At 58.0% G+C, this 20,198-nt stretch carries 18 protein-coding genes; 13 read left to right on the forward strand and 5 right to left on the reverse strand.

Going from position 1 to position 20,198, the window contains the following annotated elements; translation table 11 throughout:
• The first annotated feature begins 171 nt into the window (after positions 1–171).
• The 3 genes from ACFSKT_RS01460 to ACFSKT_RS01470 all read left to right on the forward strand — a co-directional run bounded on the left by ACFSKT_RS01460 (position 172) and on the right by ACFSKT_RS01470 (position 3,197).
• Complete coding sequence (locus ACFSKT_RS01460) at positions 172–1,506, forward strand: copper amine oxidase N-terminal domain-containing protein (RefSeq protein ID WP_377720624.1); 1,335 nt, start codon at positions 172–174, stop codon at positions 1,504–1,506.
• 17 nt (positions 1,507–1,523) lie between these two features.
• Complete coding sequence (locus ACFSKT_RS01465) at positions 1,524–1,697, forward strand: hypothetical protein (RefSeq protein ID WP_377720027.1); 174 nt, start codon at positions 1,524–1,526, stop codon at positions 1,695–1,697.
• Between the two features lie 543 nt (positions 1,698–2,240).
• The gene (locus ACFSKT_RS01470) at positions 2,241–3,197 is read left to right on the forward strand and encodes a glycoside hydrolase family 43 protein (protein WP_377720028.1); all 957 of its coding nucleotides are present in this window, start codon (positions 2,241–2,243) and stop codon (positions 3,195–3,197) included.
• Positions 3,198–3,263: 66 nt separating this feature from the next.
• Here ACFSKT_RS01470 and ACFSKT_RS01475 read toward each other — a convergent pair whose 3' ends face one another.
• The 3 genes from ACFSKT_RS01475 to ACFSKT_RS01485 form a co-directional block, all read right to left on the reverse strand.
• Complete coding sequence (locus ACFSKT_RS01475; RefSeq protein ID WP_377720029.1) at positions 3,264–4,007, reverse strand: DUF4184 family protein; 744 nt, start codon at positions 4,005–4,007, stop codon at positions 3,264–3,266.
• 156 nt (positions 4,008–4,163) lie between these two features.
• On the reverse strand, positions 4,164–7,301 hold the full coding sequence (lacZ, locus tag ACFSKT_RS01480) for a beta-galactosidase, LacZ type (protein WP_377720030.1): 3,138 nt from the start codon (positions 7,299–7,301) through the stop codon (positions 4,164–4,166).
• A 193-nt stretch (positions 7,302–7,494) separates the two neighbouring features.
• Positions 7,495–8,397 carry a manganese catalase family protein gene (locus tag ACFSKT_RS01485; RefSeq protein ID WP_377720031.1) on the reverse strand — a complete coding sequence of 301 codons (903 nt, stop codon included), beginning with the start codon at positions 8,395–8,397 and terminating at the stop codon, positions 7,495–7,497.
• 224 nt (positions 8,398–8,621) lie between these two features.
• Here ACFSKT_RS01485 and ACFSKT_RS01490 point away from each other — a divergent pair, with 224 nt between their 5' ends.
• On the forward strand, positions 8,622–9,188 hold the full coding sequence (locus ACFSKT_RS01490) for a TFIIB-type zinc ribbon-containing protein (protein WP_377720032.1): 567 nt from the start codon (positions 8,622–8,624) through the stop codon (positions 9,186–9,188).
• A gap of 262 nt (positions 9,189–9,450) precedes the next feature.
• Entirely contained in the window at positions 9,451–10,041 is a 591-nt protein-coding gene (locus ACFSKT_RS01495) for a hypothetical protein (protein WP_377720033.1), read from the forward strand.
• 141 nt (positions 10,042–10,182) lie between these two features.
• On the opposite strand, the gene ACFSKT_RS01500 is transcribed toward ACFSKT_RS01495, so the two are convergent.
• Entirely contained in the window at positions 10,183–11,043 is an 861-nt protein-coding gene (locus ACFSKT_RS01500) for a DUF2935 domain-containing protein (protein ID WP_377720034.1), read from the reverse strand.
• A 164-nt stretch (positions 11,044–11,207) separates the two neighbouring features.
• Positions 11,208–12,353 carry a S8 family peptidase gene (locus ACFSKT_RS01505; RefSeq protein WP_377720035.1) on the reverse strand — a complete coding sequence of 382 codons (1,146 nt, stop codon included), beginning with the start codon at positions 12,351–12,353 and terminating at the stop codon, positions 11,208–11,210.
• 316 nt (positions 12,354–12,669) lie between these two features.
• Between ACFSKT_RS01505 and ACFSKT_RS01510 the strand changes: the two genes are divergently transcribed.
• The 8 genes from ACFSKT_RS01510 (at position 12,670) to ACFSKT_RS01545 (ending at position 20,056) form a co-directional block, all read left to right on the forward strand.
• Entirely contained in the window at positions 12,670–13,059 is a 390-nt protein-coding gene (locus ACFSKT_RS01510; protein ID WP_377720036.1) for a hypothetical protein, read from the forward strand.
• A gap of 141 nt (positions 13,060–13,200) precedes the next feature.
• Positions 13,201–14,670, forward strand: a complete 1,470-nt coding sequence (locus tag ACFSKT_RS01515) for a peptidase G2 autoproteolytic cleavage domain-containing protein (RefSeq protein ID WP_377720037.1) — start codon at positions 13,201–13,203, stop codon at positions 14,668–14,670.
• 136 nt (positions 14,671–14,806) lie between these two features.
• Positions 14,807–16,084, forward strand: a complete 1,278-nt coding sequence (locus ACFSKT_RS01520) for a sensor histidine kinase (protein ID WP_377720038.1) — start codon at positions 14,807–14,809, stop codon at positions 16,082–16,084.
• 19 nt (positions 16,085–16,103) lie between these two features.
• On the forward strand, positions 16,104–16,991 hold the full coding sequence (locus ACFSKT_RS01525) for a response regulator (protein ID WP_377720039.1): 888 nt from the start codon (positions 16,104–16,106) through the stop codon (positions 16,989–16,991).
• Positions 16,992–17,335: 344 nt separating this feature from the next.
• On the forward strand, positions 17,336–18,130 hold the full coding sequence (locus tag ACFSKT_RS01530) for a transporter substrate-binding domain-containing protein (protein ID WP_377720040.1): 795 nt from the start codon (positions 17,336–17,338) through the stop codon (positions 18,128–18,130).
• A gap of 130 nt (positions 18,131–18,260) precedes the next feature.
• Entirely contained in the window at positions 18,261–18,917 is a 657-nt protein-coding gene (locus ACFSKT_RS01535; protein WP_377720041.1) for an amino acid ABC transporter permease, read from the forward strand.
• Positions 18,914–19,636, forward strand: coding sequence for an amino acid ABC transporter ATP-binding protein (locus ACFSKT_RS01540; RefSeq protein WP_377720042.1), 723 nt, complete (start codon positions 18,914–18,916; stop codon positions 19,634–19,636). The genes ACFSKT_RS01535 and ACFSKT_RS01540 overlap by 4 nt, the downstream gene beginning before the upstream one ends.
• A 171-nt stretch (positions 19,637–19,807) precedes the next feature.
• Positions 19,808–20,056 carry an AbrB/MazE/SpoVT family DNA-binding domain-containing protein gene (locus tag ACFSKT_RS01545; RefSeq protein ID WP_377720043.1) on the forward strand — a complete coding sequence of 83 codons (249 nt, stop codon included), beginning with the start codon at positions 19,808–19,810 and terminating at the stop codon, positions 20,054–20,056.
• Positions 20,057–20,198 lie beyond the last annotated feature (142 nt).

The raw sequence follows: 20,198 nt of genomic DNA on the forward strand, positions 1-20,198 counted from the left end.
AGCCTGCCTTCTTAAACTAGGCAGTTGGAGTTCTTGGTTATTTCGGCCGCGGCATAGTCTAAATGTGCCATAACTTTGGAACCTGGCAAAAGTTGGTTGATTCTGGTAATCTGTCGATGGTCTCTATCGAAGGGCAGGGAAGCACGGAGGAGGGAATCCAAGTTGAAGGTGATGAAGGCAGGATGGCGGCGGTCGGCGTTATTCGCGTTGATCGCGGCCCTGATGATGGCGATGTGGCCTGCGGCTGCGCGCGGTCAAGGCGAGAGCCCGATCCGGGTATTCGTCGACACAAGCGAGCTTGTGTTCAAGCAAGAGGTCGTCGTGCGAGGCGGGACGATGTTCGTGCCGTTCCGGGCGCTGTTCGAGGCGATGGGCATGACGGTCGCCTGGGATGAAGGCACGAAGGCTGTTACGGGCAGCAAGGAAGGACTGCAGATCGCGCTCTCGACCGACCGTCCGGCCGCGACGGTGAACGGCGAGCAGGTCGCGTTGAGCGCGGGGGCGTTCAGCGTAAACGGATCCGTGCTCATCCCGCTGCGATTCGTGGGCGAAGCGACCGGCGCGATTGTGCACTGGGACGCGAAGAATCGAGAGATCACGATCGTGACCGAAGCGCTGTGGACGGCGCTAGGTATGACGAAGGAGCAGCTGCAGCAGCAGCTCGCCGCGCTGGCAGACAACCCGCCGGCGGCGAGCGGGGAGGAATCGGCCGGGAGCGGCCAAGGCGCGGAGGGAAGCGACGCCGAGCAGAGCGGCGGAACCTCGTCCGCGGGCCAGCAGCCGGTCAAGCAGGCGGATCCCGCCCAGGTCGAGAACAAGTACAAGGGCAGCGGCACGTATAAGCCTGGCCCGGAGAAGGTGGATCTCGCCAAGCTGCAAGGCATGTATTATGGATTCCGGGACGACTACGGCGGCTACGAGTGCGGCGGCGCATGCTGGGATATGTATACGTTCATGCCGGGGAAGCAAGTTCTCGTTGGGCTCCCGCCGCACGGCGGACCGGAGACCATCGATTGCAAGCGCGACGGCTGCTCCGCCTACAAAATCGCGAGCGGGAAGATGACGCTGGCCGATGGGACCACCTATACGATCAAGAAGTCGAAGGAAGGCCATCTGACCATCAACGACATCGTGCTTTTCCCGGTCGAACCGGTAGCGGCAGGCCTCAAACTGAACAGCACGTACAAGCATATTAGCTACAGCGGGTTGGTCGGCATCACGCCTTACTCCAGCTCGAGTACGTCGTATATTACCTTCAACAAAGACGGCACGTTCGAGAGCACCGATATATCGCTTGGATCCTTGGACTTGATCGTAAGTTCGACGAATTCCGCCGGTTCCTCCGAATCGGGCGGCACATATCGAATTAAGGGCAACACGCTCGATCTCTACTTCGGCGACGGCAGTGTTCGGCGCGCGCTGTTCTTCTCTCACGATACGGACGGGAAGGGCGAGATCGACAGCGTTCAGATCGGCAGCGATAATTACTATATCCCAGAGGATTAGAAAGGAGGCCAAAGGCGATGCGGCGCCAATTCGAGAAGTGGTTCCGTTTGACCTTGCCGCTAGGGGCTATGCTGGTTTTGCTCGGCATGTTGAAGCTGACGACATATGTGATCCGCGGGACGGAGCAGCTCGTCGATACTTCGTATGCCTATGGGTACAAACTGGGTTCGCTCATCGAACAACTGCTTTAAGAGCTTGTAGCGGGTTCATTGAATTGCCAGCCGGAATGGGTCCTCTATTCGATAAATGAGGCAACCACGCAGCCATGGGACGGCACTAGCCGGTTCACCTCGGTCAATAACGAGGCGTCACAGGTATTTACGCCTGTGGCGCTTTTTTTGCTTTGTGCACCTCAATTGGGCTATGACTGACAAAGCAGCTCGCAGGAATTATACCGTGTCGCTTTCCATGAAACGAGGTTCTTTTGTTCGTTATAAAATAAAACAACAAAAAAAGATTGACTATTACGAAGAATTGGGCTAATTTATGAACAGGAAATAAACGATATTATTATAACGGTAACAAAAGTATTAATCTTAGTTTAGTGCGGTTTCATTTCCTTCTGGTTCGCCGGTCCGAATTTCAAAGATTCAGGCTTACGTACGAGTAGAGGGATGAAATAAATCTGTATGATGCGAATTGCAAACGCTAACAATGCGATTCGCGCTTAATGGGAGGTGAGAGCCGACTACCTGGAGTTTCGTCAACATTCCATCGAATAGGAGCGTGTCAACATGATTAAGAGAAGTAAGAAGAATGTAACACTTGTATTATTATCTGCTTTGCTGCTGCTTATGGCGGCCTTTCCTGTAAACGCTTCCACTCGCACCCTATCGGGCGACATCGGCGTACATGATCCGGCGTACATCGTGGAGAACGGCACGACATGGGTATTCAGCACGGGCCAAGGCATCCAAGTGCTGTATTCGTCGAACGGGACGACGTTCAACCGCGGCATCCAAGTGTTCGCGACCGAGCCGGCCTGGTGGAGCCAATACGTGCCGAATCATACGAAGCTGGACGTATGGGCACCGGATATTTATTACTATAACGGGAAGTATCATCTGTACTATTCCATCTCTTCGTTCGGCTCCAATACGTCCGCGATCGGTCTGATTACGTGCACCTCGATCGCGAAAGGGGACTGGGTGGATCAAGGCGTGGTCGTAAGCTCGAATTCGTCCTCCACGTACAACGCGATCGATCCGAACGTGTTCGCCGATAAGAACGGCAACCTGTTCATGGCCTTCGGCTCCTGGTTCGCCGGCATCTACATCACGGCGATCGACAAGAACACGATGAAGCCGACGGGCAATTCCTATCGCGTCGCGACCAAATCCGGCGGCATTGAAGGCGCAAGCGTCATCTACAATGGCAGCACCGGCTACTACTATCTGTTCGTATCCATCGGCAACTGCTGCCAAGGCACGAACAGCACGTACAAAGTGGCGGTTGGACGTTCGACGAGCGTGTTCGGACCTTACTATGCGAAAGACGGCACGTCGATGTTGAACGGCGGCGCGACGGTAATCGATAGCGGCAACGCGGCATGGGTCGGGCCGGGCGGCCAGGATGTGCCGAGCACGAACCTCATCGTTCGCCATGCGTACAGCGCGGCAGACAACGGCAATCCGAAGCTGCTCATCAGCGACCTGTACTGGGATTCCAGCGGCTGGCCGTACTATAACTAACGCTCGACGGTAAAATAAACGGAAGCCCTCTCCTAGGCGGTTGCTTGGGAGAGGGCTTTGCCGATGTTACGACCGGCGGCCGAACACGATTGAGCTGACGACCAGTCCGAGACAGAAGCCGGACAGAGGCGAGACGACGAGAATACCGAGCGTGTTCCCGCTGTCCGACACGATCAGCTTAACAGCTGCGACAATCGCTGCGACGAGGACGGCCATGAGCCAGAAGCGCGCTTTGCGGCGCGAAGAGACGACCGGCAGGCTAACCTGGTCCGTCTTCGCCCGTCGCAGAGCGGCTGCGGTGAGGAAGGCTAGGAAGAGCAACCCGGTCAAGGACAGGCCGTGCTGAAGACATTTGTACAACGGAAGCCCGAATAGCGCAGGTTGCTGCAGCAGCGGCCAGCGAAGAACAGTATAGCCGGATTGATGGGTGAACGCGTCAAGTACGACATGCGTGAGAAAGCCGATGATAACGGAGCAGAGGAATACAATCCACGCTCGCAGCGTATTGAGCTTCCATGGGCCAAGCAGCCGATAGGCGCGCCGGTCGAGCGCGAAGACCGAAGGCAGATGAAGGGCAAGCTGCTTTTTCACGACTAGATGGAACAGGGCAGCGAGCAGCACGCTCAGCGGCAGCGCATGCAGCAGCAGCCCCCAGACGGAATGGCCGATCGTGGCATGCGGTTCGAGGTTCGCAAAATATTCGAAATCCGGGGCCATGCTGCCTAATACGAGACCGGTTGTGCTGAGATAGCGAGGAGCTGTTCGCTTGATTGGAAGGGCAAACGCGGGGTGGGCAAACGTAAACGGCATCATCGATATTCCTTTCGCGTTTCGAATCGGAGTCAACTCGCGGATGTGTAGTTCGAGTGTACCTGAAGACGACGCCTGTGTGAAGAAGAGGTGCGGTCGAATAGATCATGAAGAGACCTCCGCGGCGCGGCCACGGAGGTCTCTTGCTGTTAGCTGTTAGATGAGCTTCATGCGGAACGAGTACGCATACGACTGGTTCGCTTCCAGCCAATATGCCTGGTGCGGCTTCGTCCCCCAGCTGTCGTCGCCGCCGACGCCCATTTGCTTATGATTGATACGCAGCACCGTCTTCGAGACCGGAGGGAGCAGATGCGCGTGATCGTGCGACTCGAGCTCGGACGGGGTATACGGAAGCGCATTGAATTCGATCGGCAATCCGGTCTCGATGCGCAGTCCTGCGCCATCGGAATCCTTAATCTCCGCCCAGCGCACCTGCGTATGGTTCCCGCACTCCTGCGGGCGTAGATACGGCACGAATTGGTCGGCCACGAGGCCTTCGTGAATCGCAAGCTTCGCGCTGCTCTCGCGGTCCCAGTAGGATTCATGCGGACCTTTGCCATACCAGGTTAACCGGTCGAACGAAGGATCCAGCTGCACCATGAGTCCGATCTCCGGAATCTCAGGCAGGTTGGCGCCCGGGGAGAGTGCCATCGACACGTCGATCTCGCCGCCAGCCATTACCGCGTATTGAATGACGCAAGCGGAAACATTCGTCGTGGGAAGCTCGAACGTCGCGCGAATCAGCACGCGGTCTTGCAGCGCTTCCCATGTCAACGCGAGCAATCGCCGGTCGCGGCCCGCATCGCGCCAAGTGGCGCACCGCTCATGATGCTTGTTGCCGCGGTCGTTGTCCGTGTACGCCCGCCAGAAGTTCGGGACGAGCGGAGCGAGCAGCGTCTCGCGTTCGCCGGATGTCCAGGAGACAAGCGCGCCGGTGGATTTGTCGAAGGCCGCGCGGAAGCCATTCCCCTCGACGGCAAGCACGGAATCCGAGTCCGTCAGCGTCACGGATCCGGCTGCCGCCAGCGCGCCGACACGGGCGATGCCCGCCGCAGCCGGGAGGACGAACTGCTCGAACGCGATCTCATGGCCGGCGTCGGCCCACAAGGTGGCTTCCTTCAAGTGGAGGGTGATCGTCACGACCGCTTCCGCGAGCGGATCTTGGCGTCTCGGCAGCTCAATCTCGAATTCCGTTCGGCCGTCCGGCTCGACCGCGAGCGCAATCGTCCCTTCTCCTGCAGCGTGACCGTTCTCCGTTATCTGCCAACGAACCGCGTAGGCGCTGAGATCGGTGAAGAGCGATTTGTTCCAGATCGAGAACCTTCCGTTCACCGCATCGACCGCCAAGATATCGACGTTCTGGTAGCATTTGCGAACCTCGAGCAGTTTCGGCGTAACGGCGCGGTCGGCGAAAACAAGGCCGTTGCCGCAGAAGTTGCCGTCATGCGGGCTTTCGCCAAAATCGCCGCCGTAGGCCATGTACGGCTTGCCGTCCTCCCCATACTGACGGATCGCTTGATCAACCCAGTCCCAAATGAAGCCGCCCTGAAGAATCGGATATTGATCGAATAGCTTGGTGTAATGATGTAATCCGCCGACGGAATTGCCCATGGCGTGGGCGTATTCGCACAGGATGAACGGTTTGCGCGGGTTGTCGAGCGCGTATTGCTCCACTTTGTCCGGACGGGTGTACATGTGGCTTTCGATGTCGGAGGCGTCCTCCGAGGCGCGCCAATGGAATACGCCTTCGTAATGCACGATCCGGCTCGGATCGGCTTCCCGCAAGAAATCGTGCATGCGGATGAAATTGTCGCCCCCGAACGATTCGTTGCCCAGCGACCAGATGAGCACGGAAGGGTGGTTCTTGTCGCGCTGGAACATCGAGTTCGCGCGGTCGATCACGTTGGCCGTCCACTCCGGCCGGCTGCCCGGCACCGTGAAGTCGCCAAGCTCGCTTTGATTGTAAGACCAGCTGCCGTGCGTCTCCAAATTCGTCTCGTCGATCACATACAGGCCGTATTCGTCGCACAGCTCGTACCATGCCGAATCGTTCGGGTAGTGGGAGGTGCGCACGGCGTTAATGTTATGCGACTTCATCAGCTTGACGTCGGTCAGCATATCCTCGCGGCTCGGAACCCGGCCGTGATCGCAGGAGAATTCGTGCCGGTTCACGCCCTTGAACACGATGCGCTTGCCATTAATTCGCATCAGGCCGTCTTGAATGTCGAACTTGCGGAAGCCGACGCGGCAGCTGACTGTCTCGATAGCAGCGCCGGTCTCGTCGCGGAGCGCGAGGACGAGCGTGTACAGATTCGGCTGCTCGGCGCTCCACTTCGCGGGGTTGGCGACGGGAATGCTGCCTTGCACGGCGACCGAGTCGCCTGGCACGACATTCGTCTGCAGCGTGAATGGCTGATCGAGCGCCGGAGCTCCGGCGGCATCATATAGCATGGCTTCCAGCGAGTACGCGAGGGCGTGACCAGCCTCGTACTCGTTCGCGATAAGAGCCCGAATCGTCAGCTGCGCGTCGCGATACTGTTCGTCCAGATCGGGCACGGCGAAGAAATCGTAAATATGGACCGGCTTGCGGGTATACAGATAGACGTCCCGGAAGATGCCGCTGAGCCGCCAGAAGTCCTGATCCTCCAGCCAGCTGGCGTCGCACCAGCGGTACACCTCGACGGCGAGCTTATTCTCGCCCTTGCGCAGATAAGGCGTCAGATCGAATTCGGCCGGCGTGAACGTATCCTCGCTATAGCCGACGAGATCGCCGTTCACCCATACATAGAACGCCGACTCCACGCCTTGAAAGCTGATGTAGACGGACTGGCCGTCCCATGCGGCTGGTATGGTAAAGTGACGAACATAGGAACCGACCGGATTGTAGGTTGTCGGGGCGAACGGCGGCTTCAGCTCCTCCGTGCTCTCCCATGGGTATCGAATGTTCGTATATTGCGGGTAATCATAGCCTTGAAGCTGCCAATGGCCGGGCACTTGAATGTCCGCCCAAGCGCCGCAGTCGAACGCGTCCTGCTCGAAGCCGGCGATTCGGGCGTCGGGATTGGCTGCCCAGCTGAATTTCCAGGTGCCGTTCAACGACAGATAGCTGGCGGATGCGCTTCTGTCGCCTCGGATGGCTTCCTCGACGGACGCATACGGCATGAGCGCCGCATGGGCCGGCATCCGGTTGAGCGCGAAAATATCCGGATTGTTGTTCCACTCCGGATATCCGTTGGCCGGGGCGGTGTAGGCGAATTTGGTTTTCGTCTTACGTTCGCGGTTATCGAGTTTCAAGGACAAATCCCCCTCAGGCTAGAAAGTAAACGCTTTATTCCAGCGTAATGGATGAGATCGGGGACGTAAATATAAGATAAACAGCGGGAGATAGAAGAAAATAGTCCTTTAACCGAGGGTTGTCCTCCCTAAATCTGCGAGCGGCGGAACAGACCTGCGCCTGCGCAAGTCCGTTCCGGCCGACAAGAAAAGTTTAGAGACCCGCGCTGCGCTTCAGCCGCTCCGCGATTTGAAACAAATCCTCGGCCGAGACGCCCGGCGCGAATTCCTCCGGCACGTCCGGGAGATCCGGAATGACGCCGCAGTATCCGGGAAGTCCCGCCATCGCTTCCAGTCTGCCGCCGTCGCTCGGATGCGTCCCTTTCCATATGCTGGCGATCTGTTTATAATCCTGGTCGCTAAAGGTGTAGAGCCTTCGGTGCTCGCCGGCTGCCTCCCATACGCGGGTCGCATCGAACGCCTTATTCTCCAGTTTCGGAATCGGGAACATCTTCGTTACGTCGACGCCCGTCGCCATCTCGAGCGCTTTGGCGTAGGCGAGCACGTGGACGCCGCCGCGGACGAGCAAATAGCCGGTCATCGCCCTAGCCGTCGGATGGTCCGTCATCTCGTAGACGCGCATTTTGTGCGTTCGCGCGCCGCACTCGAGGAAGAAATTATGTAGCAGATCGAAGATCAGATTTCCGCTATTGACGACATAGCTCCCATTCCAGGGACGTCCCATGGAATCGTAGGGGAGCGCGGATTGCGCCGATTCGATGAAATGCGAAGTCATCCGCACATCCTTGCCGACGCGCAGCGGCGTCGAATCCGGATCGCCCGGAGCGCTCGAGCCGATCAGCATGATGTTGATCGTATTGGCGACCAGCTCGACATGCCCGAATTCTTCCGCCGTTATGCTGGCGACGATGTCGTAGAATGGGCGCAGCTTCGACTTGCCGCGGAAGTTGAACGATTGAAACATGTAATTGTTCAAGGTCGACATTTCGCCGAACTTCCCGCCCAGCAGCTCCTGAACGGCGCTTGCGCCGTTCGGATCGGGATGATTCGGAATCGGCAGATCGATTGCAAGCCGGTCTACTCGTTTAAATACCATGGTAGCCCACACCCTTCCGAGGTTCTCGTTACGATTATGGGTATGGAGAAAGGCTTGCCCATTATGCACGCCGAGGCGCGCAACCGGCAAGAATGAAGTCGAAGCGAAGCGCAATGGCTCGGAACGGTTCGGGGATTCATGCGCGACGCGCGAAATTGTAACTATTTTGCGCGAACGGCGTATATGGTACGATTATTGAAAACGCATCCTAGGAGGCAAGAGCGATGAAATGTCCAATTTGTACCGATGTCCGCATGCGGGAAGTGGAGAAAGATGGCGTCTTGATCGACGTCTGCCCGGATTGCAAGGGCGTATGGCTTGACCGCGGCGAGCTCGACAAGCTGCTGAAAGACGTCAGAACGCTGCAGAACGAGTATACGCGGATGGAACAGCAGTATTACGGAGGCCAACCGGCTTCGAACCCGCCCGCTGGCGGGTTGTTCGATCAATATACGAAGCCGTCCGCGCAGCCGCCGAGCAATCCTTCGCAGCCTTCTTCCTGGACCCCGCAGCCGGGCGGGGGTTACGGCAGCCCGCCATCGGGCGGCTACGCGAATCCGCAGAGCGGGTACGGCGGCTCGTCCGGCAACCACGGCCAGCCTGGCTACGGCCATACCCCGCCGCCTCCGCAATACGGACATAAGCCCAAAGACGGCAAGTATTATCCGCCGCAGCCCGGCCAACAAGGCTATTACGGGGGCCACTCGTCCGGCGGCTATGGCTACGGACACGGCGGCAAGTATAAGAAGAAGAAAAACGTGCTCGACGTGCTGGGCGATCTGTTCGAGTAATCGAGGGCATCGGATGACGAAGCCGCTGACGAGACATAAACCCCTTTGGCATAGGCCTGAGGGGTTTTCGTCATTCGATGCGCTTTTTTCGACAGGAACAGAAGGGGGGAGTCGCGTAATCGCGGCTTTTTTGTTTTTTTTGAGAAGGACGCGCACCCTGCATCGGCTGGCAGGCGAACAATGGAATGCCCAAGCGGGCTAACCTTTTCATCATACGCTGTAGGGAGAAATGACCAATAGCGAGAATAGGAGGGATGCGCCTATGGCAAGAAAGAAAACCTTTGTTCGCACGAGCAAAGACGGGCTTGTCCCCGTTCGGGTACTGCGGCGAGTTGCCCGGAAGATGCTGCCTTTCTATCGGGCGATTGCCGTCCACCCATCCTATGCGGCGAAGTGGAGCAAGGCCGTCGCAGGGACCGACCTCGACAAGATGGCCAGGTTGCTGCGCGCGGCATCGCCCCATATCAGCTTTGAGCAGCTGGGTACCAACAGTATCGGATATTTCGTGGCTTTTCCATCAGGCGATTCGAGATTCGTGTTAACCAATGGCACGACGATTCTGCCGGGTTCCGCGCAGTCCGTTTTTGAAGCGCGCATACACAGGGCGATCGCCCGAGCCGTATTGCCGCTGTATGCCAAACTTGCGCATGATTGCAAATTCGCGGCAGCCTTCAATAAGGCAGTGCGCAGGAGCAATGATGCGCTTGTTAGAGCGATGGTCCGTTCCCTCGTTCGTACGCCGGCTTTGATCGCGATCGGAACAGGGACAGAAGAGGGGGGCGTGTCGCTCACCTTCAAGTATCATTCAACCGAGTTTGTCTATCGAAATTTATTATTCCTGGATACCGAGTAGCTGAGCTTAACCGCGTGATATCCACATGCGAAGACCCTTGCATCCCGCTTTGGGATCAAGGGTCTTTTTGCCAATCGCCTATTGTCGCCTGGATAACGATAGGCACATCATTTGCTTCGTACGGGCTGGATGATACAGCGGCTATACGACCGGAGGGTTGGTCGGCAGCTTCTGGTTGTCGACAAAAGTAGGCTTGGTCAGCGAGCAATGCGCGGAGATGGTTACGTCCGGCACCAAATCGGCGAGCTTGCGGATGAAATAGCACGTCTCGGGCAGATGATGCTCCAGGAAGCGGAGCGTCGTCCGATCCAACAGCGCGGTCGCCCGGTACAAGTGTATGATCTCCAGCACGAACTCGTAGAAGCCGTTCACGGCGGTCAGCGTTTCCCGGGCCAGGCGGATCTGGACGGGGATGCCGGGTGGGGAGAAGCGGAGATAGCCCCGAATGATTTCGTTCTGGCTGAACAATGCCCGGAAGGCGTCCGAGTGAATTTGCGCGCGCGCGCGAATGCCGTTCTCTGCCGGGTCCAGCACGTTGATCAGCAGGATTGCGTGACCGAGCTGATCCTCCAGCCAGAGATCCATCAAGTCGACGAGCGGCAGCGGAGGCGGGGTTTGGCCGTGCGTCATATAGCCGAGTATACGCAAGTATTCTTGATTCTCGTTCAGCGTGCCGTTCAAATAAGTCGGGGATAGATTCAAATTCACCTGGTTGGCGATGCGCAGGCGCTGCAGGCTGCCTTCCAGCTGAAAATACCCGCTCGCGATCGGCCAAGCCTTCCTTGCGAACGCGACTAAGCCCGGATTCTCGTAGCCGCCGTCCTTATCCAAGTCGTGCAATTCGTTAAAAAGCAACTGAAAAGCGTCAATGTACGATTGTGCGAGCCGGATGGGCTCTTGCTCCATTACGGCCAAATGATCGCGCACGAAATAGGCATGGTCCTGCAAAATTTCGATCCAGAAACGATGCTCCTCCCACGGGGTTAAGGCACGGATCGTCACTGGCAACACCTCCCTCGGATATGTATGGAGAACCGCTATCCATTAGTGTATGAGCCTTGTTCGGCGGGTATGAGGAACAATCGGAAACAGAGCTTTGGCGCGTTCGATTGAACGATATGTACGCAAGAGGAGAGCGCTTTATTGCGGCTCTCCTCGTTTCAGATTTATCGCCGGCGCGCCGTCCGGCCGCGCTTGCTCCGGCCGATCAAGAACCGCACGTTCGCTTCGCCGCTTCCTCCCGCGTTCGCGCCAAATTCAAGTCGGAATGCGCCTCGCTTCAAAGCCGTCTTCACCTGCGTCGGAGTCATAGACGGGCAGCGCTGAAGCAGCAGCGCCGCGGCGCCGGCCACGAGCGGCGTCGACACGCTGGTGCCGCTCATGTAGAAATAGCGCCGGCCCACGCGCTGATGCGCGAGCTCCCGGTCGAGCGCGGAACCGGGCGCCCGCAGGGATGTGATGCTTTCGCCGGGCGCCACGAGATCGGGCTTGCGCAGTCCGCCCTTGGCCGGGCCCCGGCTCGAGTACCAGGAGATGCGATCGTCGGCCTGCGTGATCGTGCGCCGGTCGTCGACGGCGCCGACGGTGATGGCGGAGGGGCTATTGCCCGGCGACTCAATGGTGCCGAGGCCGGGTCCGTTGTTGCCCGCGGCGGCGACGACGACGATACCGGCGCGGACCGCCCGCTCGACCGCTTGACAGAGCAGGTCGTCTTGGCAGCTGCCGATGGCTGGTCCCCCCAACGAGAGGGAGAGGATGCGGATGCCGTAACGCTTGCGGTTGGCGATGCACCATTCGATGCCGGCGATAATGTCGGAATCGTAACCGTCCCCGTAGGCATCCAGCACTTTGACGCCGACAATGCCGGATTCGGGCGCGGCGCCCGCGTATTTGCCCTTGCTCGCCCAACCGTTCCCGGCGGCGTCCCCGGCCAGATGGGTGCCATGGCCGTTGTCGTCGTATGGCTGCTTGCGGCCGTTCACGAAATCCTTGAACGCGACGATTCGGTTCGTCGGCCGGGTAAGGTCGGAGTGCGGGTATACACCTGTATCTACGATGGCAATGTTGATGCCTTTGCCGGTCAGTCCGCTTGATCGGCGCGCTTGCGATGCGCCGATCGACGGCGTCGCCACATGCAGCGAGGCGGTCCGTTTCCGGTCCAGATACACCTTTTCGACGTCCTTGCAGCCGCATAGCTTATCCAGACAGGATGGCGATACGATCGTGGCGAAGGCCGACATGAAGGTGAGCCGCCGGCGGACGGGCATGACTTCGCGGCCGAGCTCGCGTCGAAGCTTCCGAATCGCGTGCAAGGAAGGGTGTTTCTTCATGCTTACAATAATGCGCAGTTTCGAATTTGTTCCCCGCGGTGGTTGGACTTGCTGTCGTCTGCGAATCAGCGCGGGACACATTTTCGGCGAAGGCTGTTCCTTGCGCCCTCTTTGTTGTCCGTTACGCATACGGCTATTCACCTCTCATCCGACATGTTATGAGGGGCAGCAAGCGGGGGTTCGCATGGGGCGAATCTATCCAATCTATCTAATCTATCTAAAATAGGTAGATGGATCGTTTCCTTTCAAGCCTGTCCGGCATCTATTAGAGTATCCTCCTACGAAAGGGTTGATAGAATTGGCGCTTAGCAAAAAAAGTTTGTCGAAAGCAGTCACGAAGAAAGCGGCCGTAAAAGCGGTCAAGAAATCCGCCGTGAAAAAACCGGTGGCGCGCAAGAAACGCCGGATCAGACAGACGCTGGAGCGGTTCCACGTCATCGCGGTGCAGCAAACGACAACCAATCTGCCGTATGATACGCCAGGGTGGACAGCTACGCTGACGCGCGGCACGATCACGCTCGCGGCGGAATTCGACGATTTCGGCGTTGCCCGCTTCAACAACATCCCGACGCTCACGACCGTTGGTTACACGCTGCGTATCTTCGACGAAGCGAACAATCAGCTCACGCAAAAATCCGTGCCGTCCGGTCTCGAAGTGTACGTCGCAAGATTCAACCTCCCAACCTAACAGGTTGACAAAAGCTTGCCCCCGCTTGCGGGCGGCAAGCTTTTTGTTTCGGATCGGCGTCCAAGCATGCGAACCCGCTCGTACATACGCTATTCTGCTAGAGTTTAAGCGTTGTGTAGTAGAAAGGAGAGGGTGATGACAATGGCGGAATGCAACGCGCAAGCTGCGGGAGCTTGCTCCGAAGCCGAAGGCAGCCAGACGATCGCGAGCGGAGCCGCTTCTCATGCGGAAGGCTACCTCACGCAGAGCATCGGGCCGGCTTCCCACGCGGAGGGAGGCGGTTCCGCCGCGGCGGGCGTGTACGCCCATGCGGAGGGCGAAGCGACGCGCGCGCCGGGCGACAACGCGCACGCGGAAGGATTCGGCACGGCGGCGAACGCGTCGTCCTCGCATGCGGAAGGCTATCTCACGCAAGCCGGCGGACCCGGCTCGCATGCGGAGGGAGGCGGGGCGATCGCCAGCGGTCTCTATGCGCACGCGGAAGGGAACGAGACGCGCGCGATGGGCGCTCATTCGCATGCGGAAGGCCAGATAACGATGGCCACCGGCTTTAACGCGCATGCCGAAGGCGAGCTGACGCAAGCGTCTGGACTCGACTCCCATGCGGAAGGGATGGAGACGATCGCCTCCGGGCAAGGCGCGCATGCCGAGGGCGAGCGCAATACGGCCAGCGGCCGGGCGTCGCATGCGGAAGGAAATCTGAACACGGCGAGCGGTATCGCCGCGCACGCGGAAGGACAACGGGCGCTGGCGAGCGGCGATCTCTCGCATGCGGAAGGCAGCCAGACGATCGCCTCCGGTCAAGGCGCGCACGCCGAAGGCTTGATCACGACGGCGAGCGGATTAGCCGCTCACGCGCAGGGAGCTTTGACGGTCGCAGATGGCTTGTTCTCGCATGCGCAAGGGCTAGGCACGCAAGCCGCCGGGCTCGACGGCGTCCACGTCATGGGCCGGTTCGGCATCGCGAACGAGGAATCGTACTCGTGGTACCTGGCGAATGGCAACAGCGAGCTGGAGCTCGGCATCGCGGCCAAAATACTAAGCAGCGGCAACGTGAAAATCGACGGCGCGCTCAGCACGCCGGCCGCCGATTACGCGGAGATGTTCGAGACGGCGGACGGCAAACCGATCGAACCCGGTTATTTCGTCGCGTTCGAAGCGGAGAAGGTACGGATCGCGCAGCCCGGGGACCGTTATATCGCGGGGGTAACCAGCGCGCGACCGGCCATCGTGGCGGACAGCGGCGAACTCAGATGGGAGGGGAAGTATGTGACCGACGAGTGGGGGAGAATCGTCTACCGTGACGAGGAGGCTCCGGGCGTGCTGGATCGCCAAGGACAAACGGTAGTCCCCGGCCGACGCGAGCGCAGGCCCGTGCTGAATCCGGCGTGGGATCCAACCATCCCATACACCCCGAGGGCGCAGCGTCCCGAATGGGTCGCGGTCGGGATGCTGGGCAAGCTGCTCGTCCGCGACGACGGGAGCTGCCAAGCCGGCCGATGCTGCGTCGTCGGCGAAGGCGGGATCGCGACAGACTCGGAGAACGGCTATTATGTGCTGAAGCGAACGGGAGCACGTCAAATTCTGATCATGCTCGGCATTACGTATTGATCAGAATCGTCATCTTTGACCTGTGCCGTATTGCATGTTGAATCGAGTCTCGATTGGAATTTATGAACGCGCCGCCCGCTCTACCCATAGCCGGTCAAAATGATTATAATACGATCATTGACTAGGGAGGGCGGCTATGAAAAACCTCTTCAAGAAAGAGAAACTGCAAATCGCGGTTATCGCCGTCGCTTCGGGCATCGGCTCGGAATTCAAAATTTACCCTTTCACCGGCGATTCGTTCCGCATCGGACTGGGCGTCAGCGTCTTCCTGCTGTTCCTGCTGTTCATGCGCAATATCCCGTACATGTGGACCGGTCTTATCACCGGCATCGTCAGCGTGTTATTTCAGGGCGGCGAATGGATGCTCCAAACGAAATCGCTGTCCGTGGCGGACGCGCTGCAGCATAATTTGCCGGCCGGCATCTATTATGTGGTGTATGCGTACGGGATGATGCATATTTTGAAACGGACGGATAAGCTACACCCCCTGCTTCTCGGAGGCTTCGTCGCGATCGTTGATTTCGCATCGAACGAGGCGGAACTTCTGCTAAGAGGGCTATTCATCGGCGCCGATGCGTTCTATTTGCTCGAATGGTTTAATCTGCTTGCCATCGCGTTTATTCGGAGTTTCTTCGTGATCGGGTTGTACAGCAGCATCTCGGTCAGCCAGATGCGGGCGCTGCATGCCGAGCAGGAGAAGCGGATGGAGCAGATGCTGAACATCGGTTCCGGTCTGTACGGCGAGACGTTCTATCTGAAGAAATCGATGGAGGAGATTGAGCGGATTACCGCCGACAGCTTCACGCTGTACCGTCAGTTAAGCGGCGCAAGCGACAGCGGCTATGGCAAGCAGGCGCTCGGCATCGCCCAGCGCATCCACGAGGTGAAGAAAGATTCGCAGCGCATCCTTGCGGGATTGTCGAAGCTGTACGACAGCGAGATGGCCGTGAATATGGAGATCGAGGAGCTGCTGCATCATGTCGTGAAGGGCAACGGAAAATATGCCGAAATGCTAGGCAAGACGGTCGCATTCCGCGTGGACATGCAGGCGCGCTTCGTCACGGCGCATTACGTTCCGCTCTTGACCGCGCTCAACAATCTAACGGCGAACGCGGTGGAAGCGATCGAGCGGGAAGGACACATCGCGATCCGCGTGCAAGAGTCGAATGATGAGATTGTGTTCGAGGTCGAAGATTCCGGAGGAGGCATACCGGAGCAGGACCGCGCGATCGTATTCGAGGCGGGATACACGACGAAATTTAGCGAAGCGGGCGTCGCCGCGACCGGCATCGGATTGTCGCATGTGCGCGATATCGCGCGGTCGTTGGGCGGCCGGGTAGATATCGCAAAGCGCGATGGAAGCGGAAGCGGCACGACGTTCGTCATGCGTGTATCGAGGACGGCAATCGTTTAGTAGCAAGGGGGATACGGAAATGACCATTACATACGTAATTATCGACGACGACGCGGTCAGCCGCCGGATGCTCCAAGGCATCATCGAGCAATGCGGGCTTGGCGAGACGGCGGGCATGGCGGAAGGCGGCGTGCAGGGGGTGCAAGCCGTGCTCGGCGCGAGGCCGGATATCGTGCTCATCGACCTGCTCATGCCGGACCAAGACGGAATCGAGACGGTCAGGCAGCTGAAGCAGCGGGGATACGCAGGCAAATTCGTCATGATCTCGCAGGTCGAGAACAAAGAGATGGTCGGCGAGGCCTACCAAGCCGGCATCGAATTGTTCATTCATAAGCCGATTAACCGCATCGAGGTAGAAGCGGTGCTGGCGAACGTAAGGGAACGGTTGAAATACGAGCGCCATATTCAGCAGATAAAGCAGTCGCTCTCCGCGTTCGACATGAGCGAATCCTCGCCGCCGCGCAAAGCGCCCGAGCCGCGCGAAGTCGTGAAGCCGATCTTGATGGACCTCGGGATTATGGGCGAGAGCGGCAGCAAGGATATTCTGGCGATGATGGACTATTTGGCCAAACAGCCTGACCGTCACGCGTTCCCTGCGCTTAAAGAGCTGTACGAGGCGGCAGCCCGTAATGGCAGGGGCGAACAAGAGATCGAGAAGGAAAGCAAAGCGATCGAGCAGCGGCTGCGCCGGGCGGTGATGGCGGCGCTCGCGAACATGGCGTCGATCGGACTGACGGATTACAGCAATCCGAAGTTCGAATATTACGCGCCGCTGTATTTCGATTTCCAAGACGTGCGATTGAAGATGAAGGCCATCGAGGAAGAGCAGCCGGAGGGCAAGAGCAAAGTCAACATCAAGAAATTTTTGCAAGTGCTGCACGTCGAAATGCTGGGCAAATTGGAATAACTCGCTAACCAAACCGTACTGTGTCGGGCCGCTGCCTGCATGGCACGGTTTTTGTTGTTTTCGGATTACCCGATAAGTCGATGCGTCGCTGAGCCCCGCTACCTTCCGATGTCGATCAACCTCGCGTGAGGTAATGTGACTCTATTCGCCTCAACTTGTCCGTGACATGGGGGGATTGTATTGGACATGTGAGTGATAGCGATTACATAATTATACGATGTCATGTTTATTATCATATTCTGTGATTATTTATGTAGGATCGCGTAGGTTTGCGTAGTGTGCCGTATACGATATCTTCCAAGAAAGCGATGCTGCTTCATATTCTCGATAAAGGTGGGTTTCGTATGAAAAAGAAGATCGGACTTATCGCAGCTTGCGCCATGATGGCGTTCACGCTTAGCGCCTGCGGCGACAAAAATTCGGAAAACTCGGCAAGCGGGGCGGGGGGCGAAGCGGGCAAGAAGTACGTGTTCGGCACGGACGCGACCTATCCGCCTTTCGAGTTCGAGAAGGACGGTAAATACGTGGGCATCGACATCGATCTGCTGAACGCGATCGCCGCGGAACAGGGCTTCGAGGTCGAGATCAAGCCGATGGACTTCAAAGGCATCATCCCGGGCATTACGTCCGGCCAGCTGGACGGCGCGGTCGCGGGCATCAGCATCACCGAAGAGCGGAAGAAGGTCGTGGACTTTACCGAGCCTTATTACGAAGCAGGTCTTTCCCTGATCGTACACAAGGATACGACCGACATCGACAGCCCCGAGGATCTCAAGGGCAAAGTGATCGCGATCAAGAAAGGAACCTCCGGCGCGATTAAGGCGGAGGAGCTTGCGAAGGAATTCGGCGCCGAAGTGAAGTATTTCGATGACAGCCCGGCCATGTACCAAGAGGTCTCGAATAAGAACGCGGACGTGACGATCGAGGACTTCCCGGTCATCTCTTACAAAATCGCGGTCGATCCGAATTCCAACCTGAAAATCGTCGGCGACCGTCTGAACGGCGACTTCTACGGGATGGCGGTGGATAAAGGCGATACCGAACTACTGCAGAAACTCAACGACGGCTTGAAGAAGCTGAAGGAGAACGGCAAGTACGACGAGATCGTGAACACGTATACGGGATCTGCTGCAAAGTAACGGTTCGCCGTGCGCCGGCAGCCTTCAGCCTTCGTAGCGCATACGCCTACGCGCGGCTGGAGGAGCCGGCGTCTTCTAGTTCAATCCATGCCTGTATGGAGCTACACCTTCGGAAAGGAGCTGTTCACCGATGTCAGAAACGCTGCAAATTATGTCCGACGCGCTGCCCGTCCTGTTCGACGGCTTGCTGATCACGCTTAAGATCGCCGCCATCTCGCTCGTGATCGCATTCGTGATCGGCCTTGCCGCCGGTTTGATGAGCACGGCACGCAGCCGGATCATTAGAGGACTGGCGGGCATTTACGTCGATATTATCCGGGGGACGCCGCTCCTCGTGCAAGTCTTCTTCATCTATTTCGGTCTGCCCGAATTTTTCGATTTCCGGATCGGTCCAGAGGTCGCCGGCATCGCGGCCGTCAGCTTGAACGCCGGCGCGTATATCGCCGAGGTCGTCCGCGCGGGCATCAACTCCGTGGACAAGGGACAGGTCGAGGCGGCCCGTTCCCTGGGGATGAACCGCTTCTATACGATGCGGCTGATCGTACTGCCGCAGGCGCTGCGCCGCATGATTCCGGCCTTCGTCAACCAATTCGTCATCAGTATTAAGGACACCTCGCTGTTGTCGGTTATCGGTATCCGAGAGCTTACGCAGAGCGGCGAGATCATTATTTCCACCAATTTCAAGTCGTTCGAGATATGGGGCATGGTCGGCATTTTCTACTTCGTGCTGATTCTGGCGCTTAGCCGGCTGTCTCGCCTGCTCGAGAGGAGGTTGAACCTGCGATGATTACCGTGCAGCATCTGAAAAAACAATTCGGTTCGAATGTCGTCCTGAAGGATATCTCCGCGACCATCCGGGAGAAGGAAGTCGTCTGCGTCATCGGCCCGTCCGGTTCCGGCAAAAGCACATTCCTGCGCTGTTTGAATCTGCTGGAGGACGTCACGAGCGGCAAGGTCGAGATCGCCGGGGTCGAGGTGACGGATCCGAAGACGAATATCGACAAGCTGCGCGAGGACGTCGGGATGGTGTTCCAGCGCTTCAACTTGTTCCCGCATCTGACCGTGCTGCAGAACATCATGCTCGCGCCGAAATACATCAAGAAGCTGGACAAAGCCGCCAACGAGAAAAAAGCGATGGAGCTGCTCGCGAAGGTGGGCCTGGCGGAGAAGCGGGATGAGTATCCGGATCGCCTGTCGGGCGGCCAGCAGCAGCGGGTCGCCATCGCCCGGGCGCTGGCAATGAATCCGCGCGTCATGCTGTTCGACGAACCGACCTCGGCGCTCGACCCGGAGATGGTCGGCGAGGTGCTCCAAGTTATGAAGGACTTGGCGCACGAAGGCATTACGATGATCGTCGTCACTCACGAGATGGGCTTCGCCCGCGAAGTCGCGGACCGCGTCCTGTTCATGGACGGCGGCTATATCGTCGAGGAAGGCCCGCCTGCCGCGATTTTCGATGCGCCGAAGCACGAACGCACGCAAGCCTTCTTGAGCAAGGTGCTGTAATCGGATGTGTACGTCTGTACGAAATAGAGAGTGGCCCACAACCCGCGAACCCCGCGGGTTGTTTGTTTTCGATGAAAATCCGCCGCTTGCCTCGATCTGATATTGTCATCTTTCCCTAGTAAAGGCATAATGGGAATAATAGTTATCTATCAAAAAAAGGGGAATTCTATCATGAAAAATCCAACAGGCATTGTCCGCAAGGTGGACGAGCTGGGCCGTCTCGTCATCCCGATCGAGATCCGCCGCGCAATGTCGCTCGATATCGGCGAATCCGTCGAAGTGTTCGTCAACGAGACGCAGGTCATTTTGAAGAAATACAGCCCCGGCTGCCTCTATTGCGGCAACATCGACGCCTTGCTGTTCAAGGGAAAGCTGATCTGCGCCGACTGTGTGCAGGAGACGACCCGTCATTTTCAATAAACCGCAAGCGAACGATATTCGATCAGACCTGAAGAAAGGGTTGTTACAGATGGAACCTCGTTTGCCGCAAGCGCCGCTTTGTAAGAGAGCTGGCGCTTTTTTGCTGTGCATAAACCTGGATAAGATGGTGGGGCTGCGCACG

This window comes from Paenibacillus xanthanilyticus (assembly GCF_042682185.1).
GTDB classification, from domain to species: domain Bacteria; phylum Bacillota; class Bacilli; order Paenibacillales; family Paenibacillaceae; genus Paenibacillus_Z; species Paenibacillus_Z xanthanilyticus.